25 protein-coding genes and 1 other annotated feature are annotated in these 22,885 nt (G+C 34.7%); of the genes, 9 read left to right on the top strand and 16 right to left on the bottom strand.

The genetic code is table 11. The annotated features are described in order from the left end of the window. Nucleotide 1: 1 nt before the first annotated feature. The 3 genes from I5818_RS01695 to I5818_RS01685 are packed head-to-tail and all read right to left on the bottom strand — an operon-like array spanning nt 2 to nt 2,462. Complete coding sequence (locus tag I5818_RS01695) at nt 2–802, bottom strand: ABC transporter permease (RefSeq protein ID WP_058004192.1); 801 nt, start codon at nt 800–802, stop codon at nt 2–4. Continuing rightward, nucleotides 792–1,898 carry an ABC transporter ATP-binding protein gene (locus tag I5818_RS01690; protein ID WP_078110264.1) on the bottom strand — a complete coding sequence of 369 codons (1,107 nt, stop codon included), beginning with the start codon at nt 1,896–1,898 and terminating at the stop codon, nt 792–794. The genes I5818_RS01695 and I5818_RS01690 overlap by 11 nt, the downstream gene beginning before the upstream one ends. Nucleotides 1,899–1,919: 21 nt before the next feature. Next, entirely contained in the window at nt 1,920–2,462 is a 543-nt protein-coding gene (locus I5818_RS01685) for a helix-turn-helix domain-containing protein (protein WP_078110263.1), read from the bottom strand. A 366-nt stretch (nt 2,463–2,828) separates the two neighbouring features. Between I5818_RS01685 and I5818_RS01680 the strand changes: the two genes are divergently transcribed. Then, entirely contained in the window at nt 2,829–3,698 is an 870-nt protein-coding gene (locus I5818_RS01680; protein WP_078110262.1) for a transporter substrate-binding domain-containing protein, read from the top strand. A 24-nt stretch (nt 3,699–3,722) separates the two neighbouring features. Further along, entirely contained in the window at nt 3,723–4,403 is a 681-nt protein-coding gene (locus tag I5818_RS01675) for an amino acid ABC transporter permease (RefSeq protein ID WP_058004196.1), read from the top strand. Nucleotides 4,404–4,579: 176 nt separating this feature from the next. Here I5818_RS01675 and I5818_RS01670 read toward each other — a convergent pair whose 3' ends face one another. The 5 genes from I5818_RS01670 to I5818_RS26180 all read right to left on the bottom strand — a co-directional run bounded on the left by I5818_RS01670 (nt 4,580) and on the right by I5818_RS26180 (nt 9,753). Further along, on the bottom strand, nt 4,580–5,713 hold the full coding sequence (locus tag I5818_RS01670) for an IS110 family RNA-guided transposase (protein ID WP_209391844.1): 1,134 nt from the start codon (nt 5,711–5,713) through the stop codon (nt 4,580–4,582). Between the two features lie 487 nt (nt 5,714–6,200). Beyond that, on the bottom strand, nt 6,201–6,722 hold the full coding sequence (gene resA / locus I5818_RS01665) for a thiol-disulfide oxidoreductase ResA (protein ID WP_071977339.1): 522 nt from the start codon (nt 6,720–6,722) through the stop codon (nt 6,201–6,203). An 82-nt stretch (nt 6,723–6,804) separates the two neighbouring features. Beyond that, nucleotides 6,805–8,049, bottom strand: a complete 1,245-nt coding sequence (tyrS, locus tag I5818_RS01660; protein ID WP_078110773.1) for a tyrosine--tRNA ligase — start codon at nt 8,047–8,049, stop codon at nt 6,805–6,807. A gap of 51 nt (nt 8,050–8,100) precedes the next feature. After that, nucleotides 8,101–8,317 (bottom strand) — a binding site (T-box leader). An 80-nt stretch (nt 8,318–8,397) separates the two neighbouring features. After that, entirely contained in the window at nt 8,398–9,042 is a 645-nt protein-coding gene (locus I5818_RS01655; protein ID WP_071977342.1) for an NAD(P)/FAD-dependent oxidoreductase, read from the bottom strand. A gap of 576 nt (nt 9,043–9,618) precedes the next feature. Beyond that, nucleotides 9,619–9,753 carry a hypothetical protein gene (locus I5818_RS26180; RefSeq protein WP_260838957.1) on the bottom strand — a complete coding sequence of 45 codons (135 nt, stop codon included), beginning with the start codon at nt 9,751–9,753 and terminating at the stop codon, nt 9,619–9,621. Nucleotides 9,754–9,932: 179 nt separating this feature from the next. On the opposite strand from I5818_RS26180, the gene I5818_RS01650 reads away from it, so the two are divergent. Then, nucleotides 9,933–10,901 (top strand): LacI family DNA-binding transcriptional regulator, encoded by a 969-nt coding sequence (locus I5818_RS01650; RefSeq protein WP_071977343.1) that lies wholly within the window; start codon nt 9,933–9,935, stop codon nt 10,899–10,901. Nucleotides 10,902–10,954: 53 nt separating this feature from the next. Here the strand turns inward: I5818_RS01650 and I5818_RS01645 are convergent, their stop codons facing one another. Continuing rightward, nucleotides 10,955–11,473 carry a P-loop NTPase family protein gene (locus I5818_RS01645; protein WP_078110772.1) on the bottom strand — a complete coding sequence of 173 codons (519 nt, stop codon included), beginning with the start codon at nt 11,471–11,473 and terminating at the stop codon, nt 10,955–10,957. Between the two features lie 344 nt (nt 11,474–11,817). Here I5818_RS01645 and I5818_RS01640 point away from each other — a divergent pair, with 344 nt between their 5' ends. Further along, entirely contained in the window at nt 11,818–12,237 is a 420-nt protein-coding gene (locus tag I5818_RS01640; protein WP_058004203.1) for an acyl-CoA thioesterase, read from the top strand. A gap of 47 nt (nt 12,238–12,284) precedes the next feature. Here I5818_RS01640 and I5818_RS01635 read toward each other — a convergent pair whose 3' ends face one another. Beyond that, the gene (locus I5818_RS01635) at nt 12,285–12,722 is read right to left on the bottom strand and encodes a Dps family protein (RefSeq protein WP_078110771.1); all 438 of its coding nucleotides are present in this window, start codon (nt 12,720–12,722) and stop codon (nt 12,285–12,287) included. Nucleotides 12,723–12,865: 143 nt separating this feature from the next. Between I5818_RS01635 and I5818_RS01630 the strand changes: the two genes are divergently transcribed. Then, complete coding sequence (locus I5818_RS01630) at nt 12,866–13,315, top strand: DUF2500 domain-containing protein (RefSeq protein ID WP_078110770.1); 450 nt, start codon at nt 12,866–12,868, stop codon at nt 13,313–13,315. Nucleotides 13,316–13,322: 7 nt separating this feature from the next. Continuing rightward, the gene (locus I5818_RS01625) at nt 13,323–13,487 is read left to right on the top strand and encodes a hypothetical protein (RefSeq protein WP_169792988.1); all 165 of its coding nucleotides are present in this window, start codon (nt 13,323–13,325) and stop codon (nt 13,485–13,487) included. Between the two features lie 110 nt (nt 13,488–13,597). Here the strand turns inward: I5818_RS01625 and I5818_RS01620 are convergent, their stop codons facing one another. The 4 genes from I5818_RS01620 to I5818_RS01605 all read right to left on the bottom strand — a co-directional run bounded on the left by I5818_RS01620 (nt 13,598) and on the right by I5818_RS01605 (nt 18,057). Continuing rightward, a complete protein-coding gene (locus I5818_RS01620; RefSeq protein WP_078110769.1) occupies nt 13,598–15,502 on the bottom strand; it encodes an FtsX-like permease family protein in 1,905 nt (634 codons plus the stop codon). Next, nucleotides 15,477–16,247, bottom strand: a complete 771-nt coding sequence (locus I5818_RS01615; RefSeq protein WP_058004206.1) for an ABC transporter ATP-binding protein — start codon at nt 16,245–16,247, stop codon at nt 15,477–15,479. Before I5818_RS01615 ends, I5818_RS01620 begins: the two co-directional genes overlap by 26 nt. A 140-nt stretch (nt 16,248–16,387) precedes the next feature. Then, on the bottom strand, nt 16,388–17,359 hold the full coding sequence (locus I5818_RS01610) for a HAMP domain-containing histidine kinase (protein ID WP_058004207.1): 972 nt from the start codon (nt 17,357–17,359) through the stop codon (nt 16,388–16,390). Further along, nucleotides 17,356–18,057 carry a response regulator transcription factor gene (locus tag I5818_RS01605; protein WP_078110768.1) on the bottom strand — a complete coding sequence of 234 codons (702 nt, stop codon included), beginning with the start codon at nt 18,055–18,057 and terminating at the stop codon, nt 17,356–17,358. Before I5818_RS01605 ends, I5818_RS01610 begins: the two co-directional genes overlap by 4 nt. A 156-nt stretch (nt 18,058–18,213) precedes the next feature. Here I5818_RS01605 and I5818_RS01600 point away from each other — a divergent pair, with 156 nt between their 5' ends. Further along, nucleotides 18,214–18,960, top strand: a complete 747-nt coding sequence (locus tag I5818_RS01600; protein WP_078110767.1) for a MerR family transcriptional regulator — start codon at nt 18,214–18,216, stop codon at nt 18,958–18,960. A 96-nt stretch (nt 18,961–19,056) separates the two neighbouring features. On the opposite strand, the gene I5818_RS01595 is transcribed toward I5818_RS01600, so the two are convergent. Further along, on the bottom strand, nt 19,057–19,854 hold the full coding sequence (locus I5818_RS01595) for a hypothetical protein (RefSeq protein ID WP_078110766.1): 798 nt from the start codon (nt 19,852–19,854) through the stop codon (nt 19,057–19,059). 7 nt (nt 19,855–19,861) lie between these two features. Next, nucleotides 19,862–20,743: a hypothetical protein gene (locus I5818_RS01590; protein ID WP_209391843.1), complete on the bottom strand. Its 882-nt coding sequence runs from the start codon at nt 20,741–20,743 to the stop codon at nt 19,862–19,864. Nucleotides 20,744–21,187: 444 nt separating this feature from the next. Here I5818_RS01590 and I5818_RS01585 point away from each other — a divergent pair, with 444 nt between their 5' ends. Beyond that, entirely contained in the window at nt 21,188–21,880 is a 693-nt protein-coding gene (locus I5818_RS01585; RefSeq protein ID WP_071977349.1) for a response regulator transcription factor, read from the top strand. Between the two features lie 4 nt (nt 21,881–21,884). Further along, nucleotides 21,885–22,820, top strand: coding sequence for a sensor histidine kinase (locus I5818_RS01580; RefSeq protein WP_078110764.1), 936 nt, complete (start codon nt 21,885–21,887; stop codon nt 22,818–22,820). Nucleotides 22,821–22,885: the final 65 nt, after the last annotated feature.

Here is a 22,885-nt window from a genome sequence, read left to right as displayed (position 1 = left end):
GTTATACCCCTTTCTTTCTATTTCCTGTAACAAGCATGAATAATGCCATCGCTATAATTAAAAAGACGGCAATTGTTGACCCCATTCCCCAATCCTGTGTAACGAGGAAATGCTGTTCAATCGCTGTACCAAGCGTTATCACACGGTTTCCTGCAATTAATCGTGTAATCATAAACAGGGACAATGCAGGGATGAATACAACCTGACATCCAGATTTTACTCCATCTATCGTTAATGGGAAAATCACGCGACGAAACGTTGTCCAAGGAGAAGCACCTAAATCCTTCGAAGCATCTAAAAGGGTTGGATTCAGTTCTTCTAACGAGTTGAAAATCGGTAAAATCATAAAAGGTATAAAAATATAAACCGCTACAAATAGGAAACTAAAATCAGTGAATAATATTTGTTTAGTTCCAATGCCTACCCATTCTAAAAATGTATTTGCTGTACCATACGTTCCGAAAATTCCAATAAATGCATAGGCTTTTAACAGTAAATTAATCCACGTAGGCAAAATAATCAGCAATAGCCATAGATGCTTATGCTTCGTTTTTGTTAGTAAATATGCAGTCGGATAGGAAATAATTAATGTAATGGCTGTAATTAAAAACGCATACCAAAATGAACTCAGAGTCATTTTTAAGTAGACTGGTGTAAAAAACTTGCGATAGTTTTCGAATGAAAAATCTCCTTCAATATTAAAGAAGGAATAATACAAGATTAGAAGAATAGGAGCGACGACAAATAGAATAATCCAAAGAACATACGGAATAAGATATATATTGCGTGATTTAGTTTGCATGATCGCCCTCATTATATGATTCTAATCGCTTATCAAATTCTTCTTCTGTCTCACCAAATCTCATGACATGGATCGCCTCTGGGTCAAAATAAAGTCCTATTTCATCGCCTACTACTGCTTTTTTAGTTGAATGAACAAGCCACTCATTTCCCGCTTCATCATAACAACAAATTTCATAATGAACACCACGGAATAATTGGGAATCGACGCGGACCTTTAGCTTACCTTGATCCTTTTTCGTAATTTCCAAATCCTCTGGTCGAATAACAATTTCTACAGATTCATTAGGATCAAAACCTTGGTCGACACACTCAAATTGTTTGCCAACAAACTCTACTTCAAAGTCCTGAATCATTTTTCCTGGTACAATATTCGATTCACCAATAAAGTCAGCGACAAAGCGATTAATTGGTTCATCATAAATATCTGTTGGTGTTCCACTCTGTTGAATTTTCCCTTTGTTTAAAACAAATATCTCATCAGACATTGCTAAAGCTTCTTCCTGATCATGAGTAACAAAGATGAATGTAATTCCGAGACGACGTTGTAGCTCACGAAGTTCGTACTGCATTTCAGTACGTAGCTTTAAATCTAGTGCCGATAACGGTTCATCAAGGAGGATCACTTCAGGCTCATTGACGATAGCTCGTGCAATTGCAACACGCTGGCGTTGTCCACCTGACATTTCTCTAATTTCACGAGTTTCATAGCCTTCCAAATTGACGAAACGCAATGCCTCTTTCACTTTTTGTTGAACTTCGGCATTTTTCATCTTTTTAATACGCAAGCCAAAGGCTACGTTATCAAACACATTCAAATGTGGGAAAAGGGCATAGTCTTGAAAAACAGTATTTACTTGACGATTATTTGCGGGAACATGATTAACCACTTTCCCATTAAAATAAATATTCCCATGGCTCGGCTCTGTAAACCCAGCAATCAAGCGTAAAATAGTCGTTTTTCCACACCCAGATGGACCTAATAGTGTATAAAACTTCCCTCGTTCAATTTCAAAGCTAACACTATTTAGAACAGCAGGGTCATCATCGTATTGCTTTGTTACCTCTTCAAAGCGGATAATTGTGTTTTCAGTCATAGTGGGCTCCCCCCTTAAAAATTATAAATAAGACTCTGTTGCAACGAGAAGTAATTTGGAGATACCTGGGGAATCATTGATGATTTGATGTTTCTCGGAAGCATGATAATAGATCACTTCTCCTGTTTTTGCGGAGTATACGCGTCTACCTAACCGAATCATGATTTGTCCACTTAATACATAAGCAAATGTTTCTGATAAAGATGGTTCAAATTCTTTAAATTCCCCTTTTTCTTCTAGGGTTAAAATAATTGGCTCCATTTCCTTTTCATTTGACTCCGGAACAAGCCACTGAATTTGATAGCCTCTTTCCTCATCTATATAATCGGTTTGATCCTGTTCTCCATAGACTACTTTCTGTTCTAATTCTTGTTCATCAAAGAAATCCTTTGGTGCGCAACCCAAAACTTCAAGAATATTAAAAAATGTTTCGATAGATGGGGAACTTAAGTCACGTTCAATCTGAGATATATAACCTTTACTTAAATCTGTACGCTCACCAAGTTCCTCTTGGGTTAATCCTTTTTTTAATCGTAAATTTTTAATCTTTTTTCCGATTTGCATTGTAATAACCCTCATTCATGTTTAGCATTAGTAAACTACAAATGAATAAAGTTCACTTATATTAAACTTAAAGTTTACTTTCCTAGACCATTATACATAATCAAACAAAAAATTCAATCCAAACCTTTCATATTTTATTAAATAAATAGGAAAAAAGTTGGTTTCCTTTTTATGGGGGGGTCAGACCCCCTATTAAAATACATTGCCATTAGTGACTTTCTTCTTTCGAAGCTTCCCTTTTGGGGTCTGACCCCAACATGAGATTTACTAAAAATTCCGTCTTATCTTTCCTTTTGAAAAAGCGATTGCATAAATCCTAGTTGAATGCTATGTTTTTACTGATTACAGTATTTTGGGGAGGACATCATGAACAAGAGAAATCCTTTTAAGCACTTATTTATGTTTGTTTTAGTTTTGGCACTGGTTGTTGTAACTGCTGCCTGTGGTAATGGAGATTCCACAAAGGAAAAGAAGGAAAATTCAAGCTGGGATAAAATTAAGAAGGAAGGAAAGATTACTGTTGCTACTTCTGGAACACTTTATCCAACTTCCTTCCACGAATCCAAAACAGATAAATTAACTGGATTTGAAGTAGAAGTCGTGCGAGAAATGGCTAAAAGAATGGATTTAAAAGTAGATTTTAAAGAAATGGCTTTTGATGGCATGCTAACTTCTTTAAACAGTGGAAAGGTCGATATCGCGGCCAATGATATAAATAAAACAAATGATCCAAGTAGAAATAAGAAATTCGCTTTTTCCACTCCTTACAAATTTTCTTATGCAACAGCAATTGTACGAAAAGATGATTTATCCGGGATTAAAACGGTCGATGATATAAAAGGAAAAAAAGCGGCTGGTGAGGCAACAACAAACTATATGAAAATAGCAAAAAAATTTGGTGCAGAAGAAGTAGTCTATGATAATGCAACCAATGAACAATACTTAAGAGATGTTTCAGCAGGAAGAACAGATATCATTATTAATGATTATTATTTACAAAAGCTAGCAATTGCTGCTTTTCCAGATCTAAATATTACCATTCATCCTGATCTCCAGTTCGAAACTGGTGAAAAAGGGACAAGCATTGTCATGAAAAAAGCAAACAGTAACGAATTAAAGAAACATATTGATCAAACCATTCAAGAAATGCTAGATGATGGAACGATTGCAAAGCTATCCAAACAATTCTTTGATGGAGCCGATGTAACAAAACAACCTGAGGTTGAACTTAAGTAATTACATCTAGAAAGGAAGAGGAATATGGCGAACATTCAATGGGAGTATATATTTGATATCAAATTAGCCATTGAATCCTTTCCTTATGTTATGCAAGGTATTGGCTATACCGTACTCATTTCTTTAGTAAGTATGCTATTGGGTTTAATCCTTGGCTTTTTTATTGCACTAGGTCGAATGTCAAACAAGTGGCTCTTCCGATTTCCCTCAAGATTATATATTTCATTTATGCGTGGGGTGCCAATTCTTGTTTTTTTATTTATTCTCTACTTTGGCTTACCTATGATCGGTATTGAATTTACAGCCGTAACGGCAGCGATCATCGGTTTTAGTCTAAACAGTGCAGCATATATGGCGGAAATTAATCGCTCTGCAATTGCCTCTGTAGATAAAGGACAATGGGAAGCAGCCTCCTCACTGGGCTTTACTTATTGGCAAACAATGAGGAAAATTATTCTTCCGCAGGCAGTGAAATTAGCTCTCCCCCCCTTGTCAAATGTGTATCTTGATTTAATCAAGGGAACATCATTAGCGGCAATGATTACCGTGCCTGAGCTTTTTCAAAAAGCCAAGATTGTTGGTGGACGTGAATACGATTATATGACCATGTATATTGTAGCTGCATTAATCTATTGGGGAATCTGTTCAATCATCTCGATTCTTCAAAACTATCTTGAAAAGCGTTATGAAGTAAAGAATCTTTAATAGGTAGGCTCTTTTCTGTGAAAATAAAACTCCGCCTTTAAGAATAATTTATTAAGTTTAAACTTGATTAAAATTGTGCAAGCTATAAATAATTTAATTTGGGCAATAGGAAAGCAGAGCTACCGAATTTTTCGGTTTCTCGTTTAACTTTTCTGTTGTTTGTCTATAATGCTAATTTAAGTTGACTCATGGTAGGGTTCCTTATTCTGAAGCATATGATAGACAATAGTTAGCATTCGATGTCCGATGGCAACGAGTGCTTTTTTCTTTCCCCTTCTTGCAGCTAGTGACCAATATTTGATTCCTAATCTTTGATTCCGACTTCTTGAAACAGCCCACGCAGCCTCACACAATGCAGATTTAATATGAGGATTTCCTTTAACCGTTTTAGTGTTTTTTTTCCTTCCAGCACTTTCGTGATTTCCGGGCGACAATCCTGCCCATGATGCAAGATGTTTGGAGGTTGGAAATTGTCCCATATCTACTCCTATTTCCGCAATGATAACAGCTGCCGTGTCTTTCTTAATTCCCGGCATTGTAACCAGAAGCTGTACTTCCTCCTGATAGTTGGATAAAATGACGTCGATTCTTTTCTCGATATCTGATATTAATTCTTCTAAATTAACAATGTGCATCCAAGATTGCTTAATAAGAAATAGCTGGTGATCATTTAATGTTCCAAATAGTGAGTCGGTAATCAATTGCTTTTTATGGGCCATTCTTCCATGTATCTTTTGTTCGACATCTTCTTGATCGATATAACCTTCATTCATGAGTTGTTCCAATAGTTTTCGTCCTGATACTCCAAATATATCTGAAATAACTGTGCTTAATTTGATGTTTGAGGACTCTAGTACCTTTTGGATTCGGTTTTTTCGGATGTCATGTGTCCAATCCATTTTTTTTCTGAGGCGAGTCAAATCTCTCAAATTTCGAAAGTCTTCGGGAGGGACAAAACTTTTCTCTATTAAGCCATGTCTTAATAATTTAGCAATCCATTCAGCATCCGAAACATCTGTTTTCCTTCCAGGGACATTTTTAATCCTTTGAGCATTTGCCAAAGTAATATCAAAGAAATCCTCCAAGATATTGTATACAGGTTTCCAGTAGACGCCTGTACTTTCCATTGCGATGTGGGTTACTTCCTTCTCCTCAAGCCATTTAAGAAGATGAAACAGATCCTTCGTCAAAGTAGGAAATGTTTCAGTCTCCTTAATCAAGTCAGTTTCTGATTCTCCAAGAATGACACAGGCAACTATTGTTTCCGAATGAACATCTAGGCCTGCACATCGTTTGTGCAATGTTTCCATTTCACTCCACCTTCTGAAAATATTCCACAAACAGTGGAATGAATTTGAAATTAAACATTTTTCTGTTCGTAGTCATCTCTCGAAATTGAGAGAGCTAACAATGGGTTGTGCACCAAATTCATTCCAACAGTTTTCTCAACAGGGTAAGACCACCAATAAGAGCTACGTCATATACTCACTGTTTGTGGTATCTACATTATGGGACAGAGAACCCATTTTCATTCTGGGTTGAGAGCGAAAGATCATGAAAGTTTTCTCAAACAAAGTTGCTATGTAAGTAAAGCTTTAACTAGTAAATATCGGCTGAGAATCGCTAACCATCCATATTACTGAGAAAAAAGCTACAATCTCTATACGAACCACTGGAACCTTTCTTGGGTGTAAAAGCTGGTAATTGGGCTTTTACAAAAGCAACAAGCTTTACGAAAATAGCCAACATGTAAAAGGGTGCGATCACTTGTTGTGAAACGCACCCTTTACTATATTTCTATAATATTTCATGAATCCATTTTTCTAAATCCTTCTTTTTCATTTCCCCTTCTTCCATTCTTACAACTTTTCCCTCTCTATTAACAAAAAAGCTGGCTGGAAGATTATAAACATTATACATATTGTTTACCTTTGAATCCTTATCCTGCATGACTGGGAAGGTTAATCCATATTGTTTAATAAATTTATTTACGATAAATTTCGCTTCTTTCTGATCAATCGAAACAACTTCAAATCCTTGTTTATGGTATTTTTCATATGCCTTTTGAATAAGGGGCATTTCCCGTTTACATGGTTCACACCATGTTCCCCAGAAATTGATTAGAACCGCTTTCCCTTCTAAATCCTTTAATCGGAATGTCTCACCATCTAGTGTCTCAAGCTTAAAATTAGGGGCTTTATCCCCAATTGCCACCTTTTTATCTTTATGTAGATTTTGGTATAAGGTAAATCCAACCACTCCAAGTAAGACGACTAAAATAATGGTCCGAGTGATTAGCCTCTTCTTTTTATTACTCATAAAGTCACCTCTAAAAAACATGTATATACTATTATCTTATAAGATAACTAGGTGAATAGGTAAAAAATTTGTGTTTGTATTGTTACAATTTTAATTTTAACATCTTCCGTTTTCCAACTTGCAATATCATTCCATCTACTATTGATACTTCAGTAAAAATATCATTAATCTTTTCTGAATTCATTTTCACCCCGCCATTTTCAATCATTTTCCGTGCCTCACCTTTGGATGGGAGTAATTCTAATGTCACAAGAAGTTCGATAATGCCTATTCGTTTCTCTCCATCCCATTTATGCTCGGGTATATCTGTTGGAATGGCACCTTTTTGAAAAATGGTTTTAAAGTTTTCTTCCGCATGATCAGCAGCCTCTGCCCCATGATACATGTTTACAATGGTTTTACCTAATAACATTTTTGCATCACGAGGATGAAGCTTGCCTAACTTTAACTCATTTTTTATTTTCAACTTATCTTCAAGTGATAAATCTGTAACTAGATCAAAGTATTTTCCCATTAATTCATCAGAGAGCGACATCGTCTTTCCAAACATTTCAGATGGCTTTTCATCGATACCGATGTAATTATGTTTTGACTTCGACATTTTTTCTACTCCATCCAGCCCTTCCAGTAATGGCATAAGGATAACAATTTGCTTTTCCATGCCATAATGTTCCTGAAGATGACGCCCCATTAGTACATTGAAATGTTGATCATTTCCGCCTAATTCAATATCACTTTCAAGAATGACCGAATCATATCCCTGCATTAATGGATAGAAAAATTCATGCAATGAGATCGGTTTGCCTGTTGCGTAACGCTCTGAAAAGTCATTCCTTTCAAGTAATCGTGCAACCGTCATACTACTAGCTAAATGAATAATCTTTTCCAGATCTAGTTCAGATAACCATGATGAGTTATAATTCAACTCAACTTTCTCCATATCAAGAACTTTTCCAAACTGCTCAAAATACGTTTTAGCATTATGTTTCACTTCTTCATCAGTTAACTGCTTTCTTGCCGTTGATTTACCAGTCGGATCACCAATTTTCCCAGTAAAATCACCAATAATAAGCTGAATGATGTGACCATTATCTTGAAATTGCTTGAGTTTATTAAGGACAACAGTGTGTCCTAGATGAACATCTGGTGCAGAAGGATCTAGCCCCAGTTTTACCTTCAACGGAGTATTTAATATAAGAGATTTTGCAATTTTATTCTTCAACTCAAGGGCAGGAATGACTTCTTGTGTCCCATTTACATAAATAGCAAACTGCCTCTCCATCTCTTCTAATTGTTCACTTGTTAGCCGTTTAATAAACTGTTCCATTTTATTAACCTCCTATTTTATTAAAATAAAAAAGACAGCCACACCCCTTATAAAAGGGACGTGGCTGTCTTACACGCGGTACCACCCTCATTGAAGAATATGCTCTTCCGCTCAAACGTATAACGGTACGTCCGTTCTTTGCTACTTCATTTTTCGCAAAGAAAGCTCGAGGAGGTAATTCGCCCTTATCTTTGTTCCGATTTCCACCAACCATCGGCTCTCTATTACAGGGAGATAAGACACTACTGAATCCTGTCATAACTTTTTAAATATTTCTCCTATCATATCGAAAACAAAAAATAAATACAATATTAAATTTTTTAAAACATGATTGATGCAAATAAATTATTATTCATTCGTTATTTGTCCCTCTATATGGTTTTTAAGATGATCGATTCCAAGGCGACTAATGAATTTAAAGAAAGGCTCTCTCTTTTTTCCTTGTTCTGCATATATAGCAATCAACTGCTCCACCACCATATAGAGCTGTTCAGGGATCAGCTGCTCCATAAATAGAGTCCCTATTTGTGCATCCTTTCCTTTTGCTTTACCACCAATATATAAATCATATCCATCCCTTATTTTCATTATGCCAATATCATTAACTAGTGGCTCGCCACATCCAATCGGACAACCTGTATATGCGGGTTTTAAGGTAAAGGGAACAGGTTTTCCAGCAATTCGTTCATTTACTTCGATAGCAACCGGCATCCCTTCTCTCTCTGCACCTTTACAAAAATTACAGGTTCTCAAGCTTTTCACAAAGTTCCCTACTGGATAACAGGATAAACCAACTTCCTTAAATCTATTTTTTATTACCTCCACTTTGTCCTCTGGTACCTCAATATAAAGCTGTTGAAATGTTGTCAGCTCAAGCTCGTCGCCATCATTCAAATACTCTGTAATTACAGTTAATTGCCTAGCATTTAATTTGGCACCAAAAGAAATGCCACCATTAACAGCCAGCTTTATTTTCGTTTCTTTCTCATCCATTCCACCTTCACATCCTATTCTTAGTTAAGTCTTTACTCATTAGTATAGGGCTCACCAATAAATAGACTATCTGATCACTTGATTGATTCTGTAGGACATCTTTTATAGGCGTCGTTTAATTCCTAATAAGGGAGATGAGGAAATTCAATAAATACCATACTACCGAATGGTATAATTAATACTAAAATAAAAAAATACTCCATTCGCCTTTTGCTTAATTACAATCTATTTCTATACTTAGCACCCTCAACAGTCATTTTACTATACCCTTGTAAGGTATGTAAATACAAAAAAATAAATAATTGCGCAACTCTCCACTTAATTTAACCGTTATGTCTACTTATGTTTGATTCCTTTGTCGACATACTTCATATAGAATTACTTCGATTAGGGATATCATTTTAAAGCACTTATAAATTCTTGCATGGCTACTTCTCCACTCACGTTTATTTTATACCTTACCTCCGTATATAATAATAAAGAATCAAACAGACAACATCCATCTAATTGTCTGTTTGATTAATACTTAAAGATGAAAGAGTACAGCTTTATATTGTTCATCATTTGCAATATCTCCTATTGCTTCATCCTTTTCACTTCATAAAAATCATAAAAATCCAGCATATCGTCTTTTTTGTCTCGAATCACCAAGTTTGCTATGATAATTTCGACTACACATAAAATGATTAAAATCAATAAACCTATCAACATAATTTACCGTCTCCCCTTCTTCTTCTTTTAAGAAGGCTGTTTTCGTATAGGTTGTTGCTTTTGTAAAAACTTAAATTAAAATAGCAACAATGTTTGAAAAAAGCCTCTATGGAAAAGGTAATGGATGAAACGCGTTTCAGGTCAAGGCGGAGTTTGATTTTTATAGAGAGGATTTTTTTATGGCAAACATTCGTGAAATTGCAAAGCTTGCTGGGGTGTCTGTGACAACAGTATCTAGGGTTATCAATAACCATCCTTATGTTAGCGAGAATAAAAGAAAAGCTGTTCTAAAAGCTATGGAGACACTAAATTATAAAAGAAATATTCACGCAATCCATTTAGCTAAAGGCAGGTCTAACATGATTGGGATCGTACTTCCAAACATCGATCATCCATATTTTAGTCAATTTGTTGAAGGTGTTGCAGAAGAAGCAATCAAACATCACTTGCAAATAGTTTTATTCCAAACAAACTATGAAATTGCAAAAGAGCTCGATGCCCTTGAATCACTACGAGGTAACTTGATTGATGGATTGATCTTTTGCTCACGTGCCATTTCACTTGATATTCTATATCAATATAATGACTATGGTTCAATTGTTCTTTGTGAGGATTCAGATCAATCCATCTACCCTTCCATCAGTATTCCACATGAACAAGCCTTTCAGTTTGGATTAGAATACTTAATAGCAAAAGGACATACTAAAATTGCTTATACATTAGGAAGAAGAGAAGGTCCAAATAGTTTCAAAAGAATGCAAGCTTATGAAAAAATGATGAAAAGAATAAATCAAAATATACGTAAAGAATGGATTTTTGATAAATGTCTATCCATTACAGATGGAAGTGAGGTTATGTCGAAATTTAAAGCATTAAAAGAAAAACCAACTGCCTTTTTGGCAACTAATGATCAAGTTGCTGCCGGGCTTTTATTAGGGGCAAAAAAATTGGGCTATACTGTTCCTAACGATATAGCTATTTTAAGCTTTGATAATCAACCGATTGCGGAATTAATGGATATTTCGTCTATTAGTATCCCTATTAAAAAAATTGGTGCATTATCTGTCAGCACCTTATTAGATACGAACAATCAAAGTAGTAAAAAAATGATACTACCATTTAAATTGTATGAACGATCAACTGTCTAACTTTATCCTTTACAGGTTTCGAGGAATTTCTCAGGAAATAATTCTTTATTCGACTAATTTTTTGCTAGATTATCTATATATTCTCTGATTTCTCTCTTATTCTTTAATGTAATAATTGTTTTTCCTAAATCCTGATATTCTTTAAAGCGTTCATTCATTTTAACCTTACGTGGGTGATAGGTAGTTACAATAAACTTGATAAACTCCCAATCAAGTTTTTCCTTACACCCTTTTCCCATGTCTGGTCGAGTTCTGCCTATATTCATTAGCCACCTCTTCATTACACGATATAAGCAAACAGACAGAGGAAGTTCAAGATAAATAATCGTATCTGCAGGGGCAATGCGAATATCAAAGGAACCTGTATAATTACCTTCAATAATCCATTGGGACTGTTTGACAATGTTCTCCTGTTGTCCACGAAATTCCTCTTCGCTTGTCTGAACCCAACCAGGCTTCCAAAAATACGCATCCAAATGAAACACATCTATATGTAAAATGTCTCCTAACTGTCTAGCAAAGGTAGATTTTCCCACACCCGCAGAAACTCCAATAATCATGATTCGTTGCATACTACCCAACTCACTCCTTCCCTATTTTCAACTTATTTAAAATTTATTTAATTCAGAGAATAAACATAATATCAGAAGTTCTAATATTTATCTAGTATTGAAAGGCTGTTTTCGATAGTTTTTTGCTTTTGTAAAAGCCCAACTGCCCGCTTTTACAATCAATAAAGGATTCATTAATTTAGTAGCTCTTTTCTCAGAGAATGAAAGGTTAGTGGTCTTCAGGCGATAGTTATCAGTTAAAACTTTACTTAAATAGCAGCAATGTTTGAGAAAAGATCCTTTAGAAAAAACTAGAAAAAAGAGATAAAATAGAAAGAGATATTTTACCCAAAGGAGTTTATGTCATGTACATATCTACAGTTGAAATTCAGCTATCATATGCCGACACAGATATGATGGGAGTTATTTATCACGGGAATTATGTAAAATGGATTGAGCTCGGCAGGACTAAATTAATCGAAGATGTAGGATATAATTACCTGGATATGGAGCAAGCGGGCTACTACGCACCAGTATATAATTTAGAAATTACCTATAAAAAATCAATCAAATACGGAGACAGAGTCTTTGTAAAAACATGGGTTGAGGAAAACAAAAATTTACGTACCATTTACGGATTTACTATTGTGAATCAAGAAGATGAAGTATGTGCTGAAGGAACGACGACACATATTGTTGTACGAAAAGAGGACTTTAAGCCAGTTCAATTTAAAAAGATATTTCCAGAATGGTTTCAGAAGTATGAGGAAATTAAGAAGCAATAGCTCTTCACAACTAAAAGGGGCTGTCACTTTAACAGCCCCCGTCTTTTTTATCGTAAATATGCTTGAAGCATCCAGATATGCTGTTCTAATGAAGTTTGAATATCAGTAAACATATCCGCTGTTGGATGATCGTTTGCCTCTTCAGCTAATTCAATTAATTCCTTAGAACCCTTAACAAGTCGTTCATAATCACGAACAAGATCACTGACCATATCCTTTGCTTGTAATTCATTACCTGCTTCATTTAATGTTGTAAGCTCTAGATATCCCCTTAATGTTGCGACAGGTTTACCTCCAATAGCTAAAATTCTTTCCGCGATTTCATCTATATTTCCTTGTGCTTCTGTATAAAATTCTTCAAATTTAGCATGTAATGTAAAGAAATCTGGTCCTGCTACAAACCAATGATAATTCTGTAATTTTGTATTGATCACATTCCAATTTGCGAGCTGTATATTTAATTTATTCATTAATTGATTTTCCATTTAAATCACTCCTTATGTATTGTTCTTACATTTATTATAATAACATTAATTATAATTATTATCAACTAGTAATCATTATAATTTAATTAATATTATTATTTATTATTGTAGCAACTTTGAAACCTTCCTAAATCTAAATACGTATGTTATTTAAAGGGCTTAGGGAGGAATTCATATTGGAGAGTTTTTTTTACACCGGAGATACATTATTTAATCTTATACCGATTTTTATGGGAATTATCTTTATTATCGTCATTGGATCAATTATTTTGAATGCTGGTAAAGGTATCAGTCAATGGAAAAAGAATGAGGATTCGCCACGATTATCTGTTCATGCCATCATTAGTAGTAAGAGAACGAATATAAGTAGACATACACATCATCATGACGATCATATGCATTCCCATAGTACCTCTACTACTTATTATGTTACCTTTCAATTTGAAAGTGGTGATCGATCCGAATTTAGGATTTCTGGAAAGGAATATGGACAGCTTGCTGAAGGTGATTCGGGGACTCTCACCTTTCAAGGAACAAGGTATCTTGGATTTGAAAGAGACTTTCACTCGTCTCAGGATACACTAAGGGGGTAACCATTACTTGGAAAACGGATATTTTGTTGGCTGGGGAACACTAGCCCTTATTAATGCAGGATTAGCTCAAGGAAAAAACAGATCAGGGTTCAATTGGTTTCTCCTTTCATTATTCTTGGGTCCTCTGGCCACACTGATATTATTATTTGTAGAGAAGCGCAAAGAAAATTAGTCTTAGCAATAGACCAATAAAAAAGCCCTCATGTAAAATTTATACACATGGGGGCATTGGTGTTTTTATGCTCTTTTCTCAAACATTCAAAAAAGGTTACAGATGGATCCTTAGATCAATGTTTTCCTCAAATTCCGTAAGTATCGATAACGGATCATGAAGAAATACATCAGCTGAGCAACTAGAAAACCTGCAAGGACAATGATCACCTCGGTAGCAATTGAAAGCTGATAAAAGCTTTGCAATGCTATAAATGCAAAGGCACTGTGTACAAATGCCACCACAATAGGTACGAAGAAAAGTAATGAGAGCTGACGGGTGACTATTTTATTCAACTCCTTATCTGTTAGCCCTACTTTTGTGATTGTTAAATATTGACGACGATCATAATCTAGATCCGCGTAAAGTCGAAAATACAAGAAGCTTCCCGCAGCTATGAAAAAGACAGCACCTACAAGAAGAGCCACAAATAGCATCATTCTAAACATATTCATTTGCATTTTATACAAAGTACCACTTACAATCATTGAATATGGCTGATCAGGTATAGATTTTACTATTCCTTCATCTACTAGGTTTTCTGCCATACCTGCTGTTTTCTCGAGATTTTTAGTGTAAAAACCAGTAAATATTCCAGTATTCACTGGTTTTAATTGCTTATAAAGCTCATCACTTACGACCAGTCCCTTATTTTGGATCAATTGAATAGGGAAAACAACATTTTCTGTAAGCTTAACTTGCTGAAGGTTAAGATGTTCTTGTTTTAAAGTATATTTCACGGATTCATCATTACTATAAGGTGATGCTCGCATTTCAAGTGCCATGTTTCCTTCAAGTGGCTTCTCTTGTATATCAAATCCCGCTGCTTTTCCTATTTTTCTATAATCCGAGAATGAAATAATCGCCATTGTATCAGGTGCATAACGATCTGACGAAGAAGCGATCGCAATATATTTAATATGCACTTGATTGGTTTTATAATGAATATTTCGATGCTTAAACTCATCATTAATTTGTTGTAAATGTTCCTTATGCATGGCTTGATCATCTAATGCGATATAACCGATTTCTGCCGGAAATTCCTTGTCCACCTGCTTATTCATGACATTCATAGAAGCAAGTGTGCCAACTGCACAAAATGCAACCGTGGACACGATCGTTACCATAAAAAACATTCGTGCATTATCCTTCAAACGATAAGCTAAACTAGAAATGGTGATTAAATTGGTTTTTTTCCAAAATAATAATCGATTCTTCTGCATCATTTTTATAATAAACACTGATAGCTGTGTAAAAAAGAAGTAGGTCCCTACAATGGTCATAGCAATTACAGGCAGGATTCTATAGAGTATTGTTTGCATGGTTGTTGTAGCTGCCAAGTAATAGCTGACAATGAGTAACACCGCTGCCAGAAGCGATAATAATACAGAAACTTTTGGTTCTTTTTTTGGTTTTTCCCCTGCCTGAAATAAATCAATTAACTTATTTACCCCAACAAGAATGGTTGTAAACAAAGAAATGCAAAAGAATAATAATAAAAATGCAATGGTGGTCAACAATAAAGCTTTCATCGATAAAATAAACGGCAATTGATCGATTCCAATCATCCTCGAGCCAATCATTAAAAATAATTTTCCTGTAAGAATTCCTACTCCAATACCAACCACAATCGCTCCAACACCAATAATCATATTTTCCAAGAAGACCATCCGGTTTAACTGACTTCTAGTCATTCCATGCATCATTAATATTCCAAATTCTCGTTTCCGTGATTTGAGAAAAGTACTAACGGAATACAATACAAATAAGAAGGAAAATACATACATAATCACTTCTGCAGCTGTCATTAATTGAATGGCTACGCTTGATGTGACACCCTTTTTTATATCCGGGTGAAAGATAAATAGTGCATAAACAAAGAAAATCATCACCGAAAATGCACTACTCAAAAAATACGCAGCATATATCCGTTTGTTCCGGATAACATTTCTATAAACGAACTGTGGAAAGGTCACGACTATCCCCTCCTAATAATGCAAGCATATCAATGATCTTTTGAAAGAATGTTTGGCGGTTTTCCCCGCGATAAATTTCGTTATACAATTGGCCATCTTTAATAAAAATGACACGATGGCAATAGCTTGCTGCTACTGCATCATGGGTAACCATTAATGCAGTGGCACCATCCTCTTTATTAATGGTTGTGAGAGTTTCCATAACATCTTTTGATGCTTTGGAATCTAAGTTTCCAGTTGGTTCATCCGCTAATATAAGGGAAGGTTTATGGATAATAGAACGAGCGATTGCTGTACGCTGCATTTGTCCACCTGAAATTTCATACGTTCGTTTCTTTAAAATTTTATCAATCCCAAGCTTTTTTGTGACTTCAATTAGCTTTTTTTCCATTTCACGTACGCTCACACCATCAAGGGTAAGTGGTAAAACAATATTCTCTTCAACCGTCAATGTATCTAGCAAATTAAAATGTTGGAAAACAAAACCCAATTCATGTCTTCTAAATAATGCTGTATCTTTCCGATTTAGCACATGTGGATTCTTCCCATTAATTAACACCTCGCCAGATGTTGGTTTATCAATAGTTGCAATTAAATTTAGTAGAGTTGTTTTCCCGCTACCAGACGGGCCCATTATTCCTACAAATTCCCCTTTATTTATCGAAAAATTAATATTATCTAATGCCTTATGAGCTACTTTCCCCTCATATATTTTTTCTAAATGCCTTACATCTAAAATCGGCATAACCCTCACTCCTATATCTTTGTTATCCTCATTCTAACCAAAATCCTTTTCATCCTACCATTTCATATACTTACAATTCCCTTACAAATATGTAAGGTGCCAGACCTCATGTGAATGGTTACACATGGAGCCTGACACCTTTAGAAGACCAGACGAATAGTCGTACCTTGATTGATTTTTGATTCAATTTCTATTTGATGCCCAAGCTTCTCGCATATTTGTTTTACGAGGTACAGGCCCATTCCTGTTGATTCCTGGAAATGACGGCCATTTTCTCCGGTAAAATAAGGATCGAATACCCTTGGTAAATCACTTGGAGGAATCCCAACACCCTCATCTGTTATTTCCAACACTACACTAATACCTCGTCTATAACTATTAAAATAAATTTTACGATTCTCATGAATGGTATAACGAAGGGCATTGGTTATAATTTGTGTAATGATGAATGATAGCCATTTCTCATCAGATGCTATCTGTATATCGTGATTAATTTGGATTGAAGGAAAAATGCGTTTTCGAATAAATAATCGTTTTTGACTCGAGGTAACCGCCCGAACGACATTTTCTAAGGAGAGACTTTCCACATAGAAATCACGTTCAAAAGTATCGAGACGTGCAGTATATAAAACCATTTCCAACCCTTTTTTTAAACGATCCAATTCATCCCCAATTGCAATAAAACGAGGATCATCTTCATCTTGAATCGTCAAATGTATGACTGAAATAGGCGTCTTCATCTGATGAACCCACTGATTAATAAACTGTATATGTCCATCCAGTTTATGTTTATAGCGATATAAGTCCGTTCGATAGTGACGGAACTGGCTTTCTAGTAATTGTTGTAATCCTTCAGCCAATGGTGTGGTCTGGATACCATTTGCAAAATCCTCCAATTGAGCAAAAGGTTTTTCTAATCGTTGATAGAAGGAACGGTGCCTTAAATAACGGAAAACTAGATACCCGATTAATAGACTCCCACTTAATATAGCGGCATATATCGAGATAGATAAATGACGATAACCATCGAGCCAGTATATCATCATAATAATCAATAATTGAAGAATATAAATAACAATCAATGGGAGCTGCTCACGAATAAATAGCTTCATTCTTTATGCCCCCAGTCAGGAATCAAACGATATCCTTGACCACGAATCGTTTGAATTGCATCATTTATTCCAAGTAGTGTTAGCTTTTTTCGTACACGAGTGACATAGACATTTAGTGTATTATCATCGACAAACGCCTGATCATCCCAAATTTTTTCCAATAATCGGTCACGACTAACTACACGTTCTAACTTTTTCATTAGTTCATCAAGTATTTTCGCTTCTGTAAGGCTTAGTTCAATTGTTTGTTCATTTAAAGAAAGCTGTAGACGTTCCACATCGAGCGTTAACCCATGAACGGTATAGCTTCTACCATTTTCTGTACTGGCATACTGACCATATGCCCTTCTAAGTTGACTATTAATTTTCGCTGTCACAATTTCATAATCAAATGGTTTCGTAATATAATCATCTGCCCCATTATCTAACGCCATAACTTGATCCATTTTACTATCACGGGCAGATATAAATAGAATTGGACAGGTAGATATGCTGCGAATTTGTCTACACCAGTAATAGCCATCAAATTTCGGTAGATTAACATCTAATAGAACCAGATGGGGAGAATACTGTTCAAATTGATTTCTTACTTCTTCAAAATCATCAACGGACTGTACATCATAGCCAAATTTATGTAAATGCTCTTTAAGTAAGTTAACAAGTTGTTTATCATCTTCAATAATGAATATTTTAAACATCCATATTCCCCACTTCCCTTTATACTTCATTAAATTGTACCAAAAATAGGATAATAATGGAGATGAGAGAATACAATGGCTCATTAAAAATTATTTTTATTATCTATTGACCCCAACCTTAGGGAAGCCATTAATATATCCAATGAGGTGGAAAACATGTTATATACGGTAAAAGATATTGCATCATTAGCAAATATCACGATTAAAACTTTGTATCATTATCATAAAATCGGTCTATTAGTACCTTATAAGATAAGTGAAGCAGGCTATCGATTATATGGAATAAAGGAACTAGAGCGCTTACAGGAAATATTATTTTACCGAGAACTTGATTTTCCTCTCAAAGAAATAAAACAAATTTTAGATGGTAACCCTGATCGATTATCTATTTTGTCTAACCAAAAAAACCTCCTTCAAGCACGTATAAAAAGAATGGAGAATTTAGTCCAGACAATTGATCAATCGATTCAGTATACCGCGAAAGGAGAAATCATGGATCAATCCAATATGTTTAATGGTTTTCGCAATAGGAAGGAATGGAACGAGGCACTTAGTGAGCAGAAACAATATTTAAAAGAAACATACAACTATGATGGATTTGAAGATAACTCCATTCAAGTTGAGAAAATGAATGAGCAAGCGATAGAAGCTAAACATTTTATGGAAACCTTGGCTAAAGCACTCAAGGATGGATTAAAATTTGACACAACTGAGGTTCAAACACTTATCGAACAGCATATTCAGTTTCTAAATAACCATGGACACTTAATGGAGGCAAACGACTTTGCCGCTCAAGCACGATTCTTCCTACAAGATGATTTCCATCGAAACATGCTTGAATCTCAACAAACTGGTCTATCCTATTTTCTTTGTATTGCTGCCGAGGAATACGCAGCTAACTAATGAATGTCTAAAAGATAAAGGGGGCGTTAGCCTTAATCGCCTCCCTTTTCCTTTTTGCATCTTTTATGTGGAAATAAAAATTAAGGACCTTCAACATTATTGCTCTGAATATTGATAGCGATATTTAATATAGGCAACACGATGATCCGTGGAACTCGACCAACTCTTCCACATACTATTGTTTTTCTTTGTCTCCTTCGTTAAAAGTGGAGCTTCTGCCCCTGCTTGCAACGACATATGATCAACTGATGTTGTTTGCATTAATTGATCATTTCGATCATAGAACTGTACCTCTATGTTTACGTTTAAATTTTGTTTACTAAAATTCTTTACCACAACTAAATTTTCATAATTCGAATCTCTACATGATGATGATTTAGAAGAGTAGCAATGTTGTTGGGACTCAACAATAGCAGCCGCAATCGGTTGTTCTTCTATGGTTGACATCTTTTCAAACGCTTTATGGGCTCGTTTCAATATCTCTATATAATCTGCTTTCTCTCCGGCAGGTAAGATAAATAAAAATACCAGCATTAAATGTAAGAAAATAAAACCAAACACTCCAAAGAGATTGAATAGCAAGTGGAGCATTTTTCGAAATGGGGTACGCTGTACAATAGATGTTATGACAGAAACAAGAAAGATAATAAAAGCTAAACTAAAAATAACCCCTCCCATTATAAAAATTTCTGTATGATTAGGTAAAATAGGAAATTGATATTTCCTTAAATAATCAATATTCATACCGAAAGCAATGCCGAAAAAAACAAGCCATATGAATACACTTATACTAAGTGGCCTGATTAATACTTTGTAATGTCTATGGCTCATTAGAGAAAAAATAAACACAAGCAATGGTAACGAAGAAATAAGAGTGAAAATGTAACCAAACATCCGTCTATTACACTTCCTTTCTATCTTTTTCCGTGAGATTGAGTTGTAACTTCTCATCTGTAAATTCAATGATAAAGTCATTTTTAGTTTCTTGTATTGAATACAAAAATGCTAATCTTTCCTTTGTTTCATTGAAAAGTTTCTTATACATTTGTTGATAATTATCGGGATTTGTTTTCCAGCGGGTAAATAAATAAAAGTAACGATCATGCCAGAAAGCGTATAGTTTCCATCTAAACCATCTCCATTCAATACCCGTCATAAATTTCATCTTCTGTGTATGAATAAGCTCTCGTGCTTCAAAAAAAGGAAGCTCTACTAATTTCATCGAAAGGATATAACATGTATGTAAACGTTCTAAAATTTTCACTAGATATTTTTCATCAAATTTTAAATAATCTCCATTTCTCCATAACGTTTTTTCTTTAGAATCCTCAGCTATACGAATAATCGAAAGCAAATGATCCATTGTTTCGTTGAAATAAGTTATATTTTGTTGATTAAAAAAGGAGTGTTTTTGTTGCTCGCCTATTTCCTGTAATGATTTGAAGAAATCCACACATTGTTGAAATGTTTGTTTTGCCTTATCATTCTCGAGGTATTCAAAAAAAGTTGCTGCAATAGTATATAAAATTTGAAATAGGTACTCGCGTTGAATAAAATCCTCACCCATTTCCTTACTCGAAATGCTTCGAACTGAATTTTCATCATGTACCAACAAACGAGCTTTAAATTCTTTCTTTCCCTTTCGATAAATTAAACACTCTATAATGCGATCTTCCTCTTCATAGACGATTCTCCCGTTGAATTGCAATAAGGAAATGCCTAATTGCTTTAGCACCTTCGTATCAGATAACCTCATTTCTAACTGATTGAGTAACTCATTCATTCGATCACCATTTTCTTTTATCAATTTCAAAAATAACCAGACTTATGTGATTTTATTCTTAGGCTAAAAGTATTTATATTTTTTGTCTATCCATTTTTATGACTAATTTTCATAAAAATAAATAGGATAAAAGAACGTGCTATGACGAATGAATACACAAGCCATAATCAAAATTATTATCCCTTCTTTCAATTGTGGCTATTTTTGGAATCTACTTTTCGTTAAAATTAATATAATGATAGGCTTTATTCTCAAACATTGTTGCTATTTAAGTAAAGTTTTAACAATTAAATATCGGCTAAAAAGACCACTACACCTTTCAATTCACTTAAGAAGAGAGCTACAAGCTTTATAAGAATGGCTGAATCTTGTATTGGGTGGAATAGCTGGCCATTGGGCTTTTACAAAGCAACAAACTATATGATGAAACGAAGGAGTGTGAACATGAATAACCGCATTTTGTTCGTAGAGGATGACCATTCAATTCTTGAAATGGTCAAAGATTATTTAACGAAGGAAGGATTTCAGATAACTACGGCAATGGATGGCGAAGAAGCCGTTTCAACTTTTCTTAATCATGCCTTTGATTTAATTATCCTTGATATTATGTTACCGAAACTCGATGGATTAGAAGTAATGAAAATCATTCGTGAACGAAGTACTGTTCCAATCTTAATTATGTCTGCAAAGGATAGTGATCTTGATCAAGCATTAGGTCTTGGTTTAGGCGCAGATGATTATTTATGTAAGCCATTTTCCATGGTTCAGCTTGTTGCAAGAATTAAGGCCCAAATTAGACGGGCTACAAAGTACTCTCAGCACAAAGAGTCGGTAGTAAACATTTTGTCTATTCGTGATTTAACAATTGACTTCACCAATTATCAAGTAAAAAAACACGATCGGCCAATTAAACTAACTTCAAAAGAATTTGAGATTTTAAAGCTTTTTACTACTCACCCTAATCGTGTATATACAAAAGCACAAATTTATCAATCCATTTGGCAAGATGAATATTATGGCGATGAAAATATCATAAATGTTCATATGCGAAGATTGCGAGAAAAAATCGAAGATGATCCGTCCAACCCTCAATATATTAAGACTTTATGGGGGATTGGGTACAAATTAGAGGAATAATCTTATGGTTACGATTTTATCTTTAATTATCATTCTTTTAATCGGAATCATCCTACTCCAATTTTACAATAAAAAGGTACGCAGTCGATCCTTAGCCTATTTGCATAAAAAACTTCAATCCATTCTGACGACGGAAACAAGTGAAAGACTACTTATTGTTACAGATGATCAGGAACTTAAGTCAATCTTAATTGCAATTAATCATCTTTTAGATTCAAATCATAAAATAAAGGCAACTTATGATAGAACAGAAGATTCCATGCGTAAAATGCTATCCAACATTTCCCATGATTTGAAGACACCACTCACCGTTATACTTGGCTATATCGAAATATTAAAAATTGATACTTCCCTAAACGATAAAGAAAAAGAACAATTATTAAATAAACTTCAAATGAAAGCAAATGAAGTTTTAGAACTAATTCATAAATTTTTTGATCTAGCAAAACTTGAATCTGGTGATAAAGATATTCAGCTAACCAAAATCAATGTGAGTGAGATTTGCCGTAAAAATATCCTTTCTTATTTTGAACACTTAACAATGAACCATTTTGCAGTTGATATAAATATACCCGAAAAGGATCTTTATGCACTTGGTAATGAGGAAGTACTGGATCGCATTTTAAGTAATCTCCTTTCAAACGCTATTACGTATGGAGTAGATGGAAAAATGGTTGGGGTATCTGTTAAAGAACATGGAGCATTTATTTCTATAGATATTATAGATAAAGGAAAAGGAATTGATGAAATTCATATTGACAGAGTATTTGAGCGAATGTATACATTGGAAGATTCACGAAACAGAATTTATCAAGGAAGCGGTCTAGGCTTAACCATTACAAAAAGACTTGTAGAAGCATTAGGAGGAGAAATCCATCTCAAAAGTAGGCCATATGAAAAAACTGTGTTTACCGTTATGTTAAGAAAGATCTCCTACTAACATGGGGAAAATAAGGACCCTCTTTTGTAATTACAAACTTAAGATTTATGTAAGAAATGAGTAAG

Origin of the sequence: Heyndrickxia oleronia (genome assembly GCF_017809215.1) — a bacterium.
In the GTDB taxonomy this organism is placed as follows: Bacteria; Bacillota; Bacilli; order Bacillales; family Bacillaceae_C; genus Heyndrickxia; species Heyndrickxia oleronia.
The sequence above is the reverse complement of the archived record's forward strand: the minus strand, read 5'-3'. Positions and strand labels throughout refer to the sequence as shown.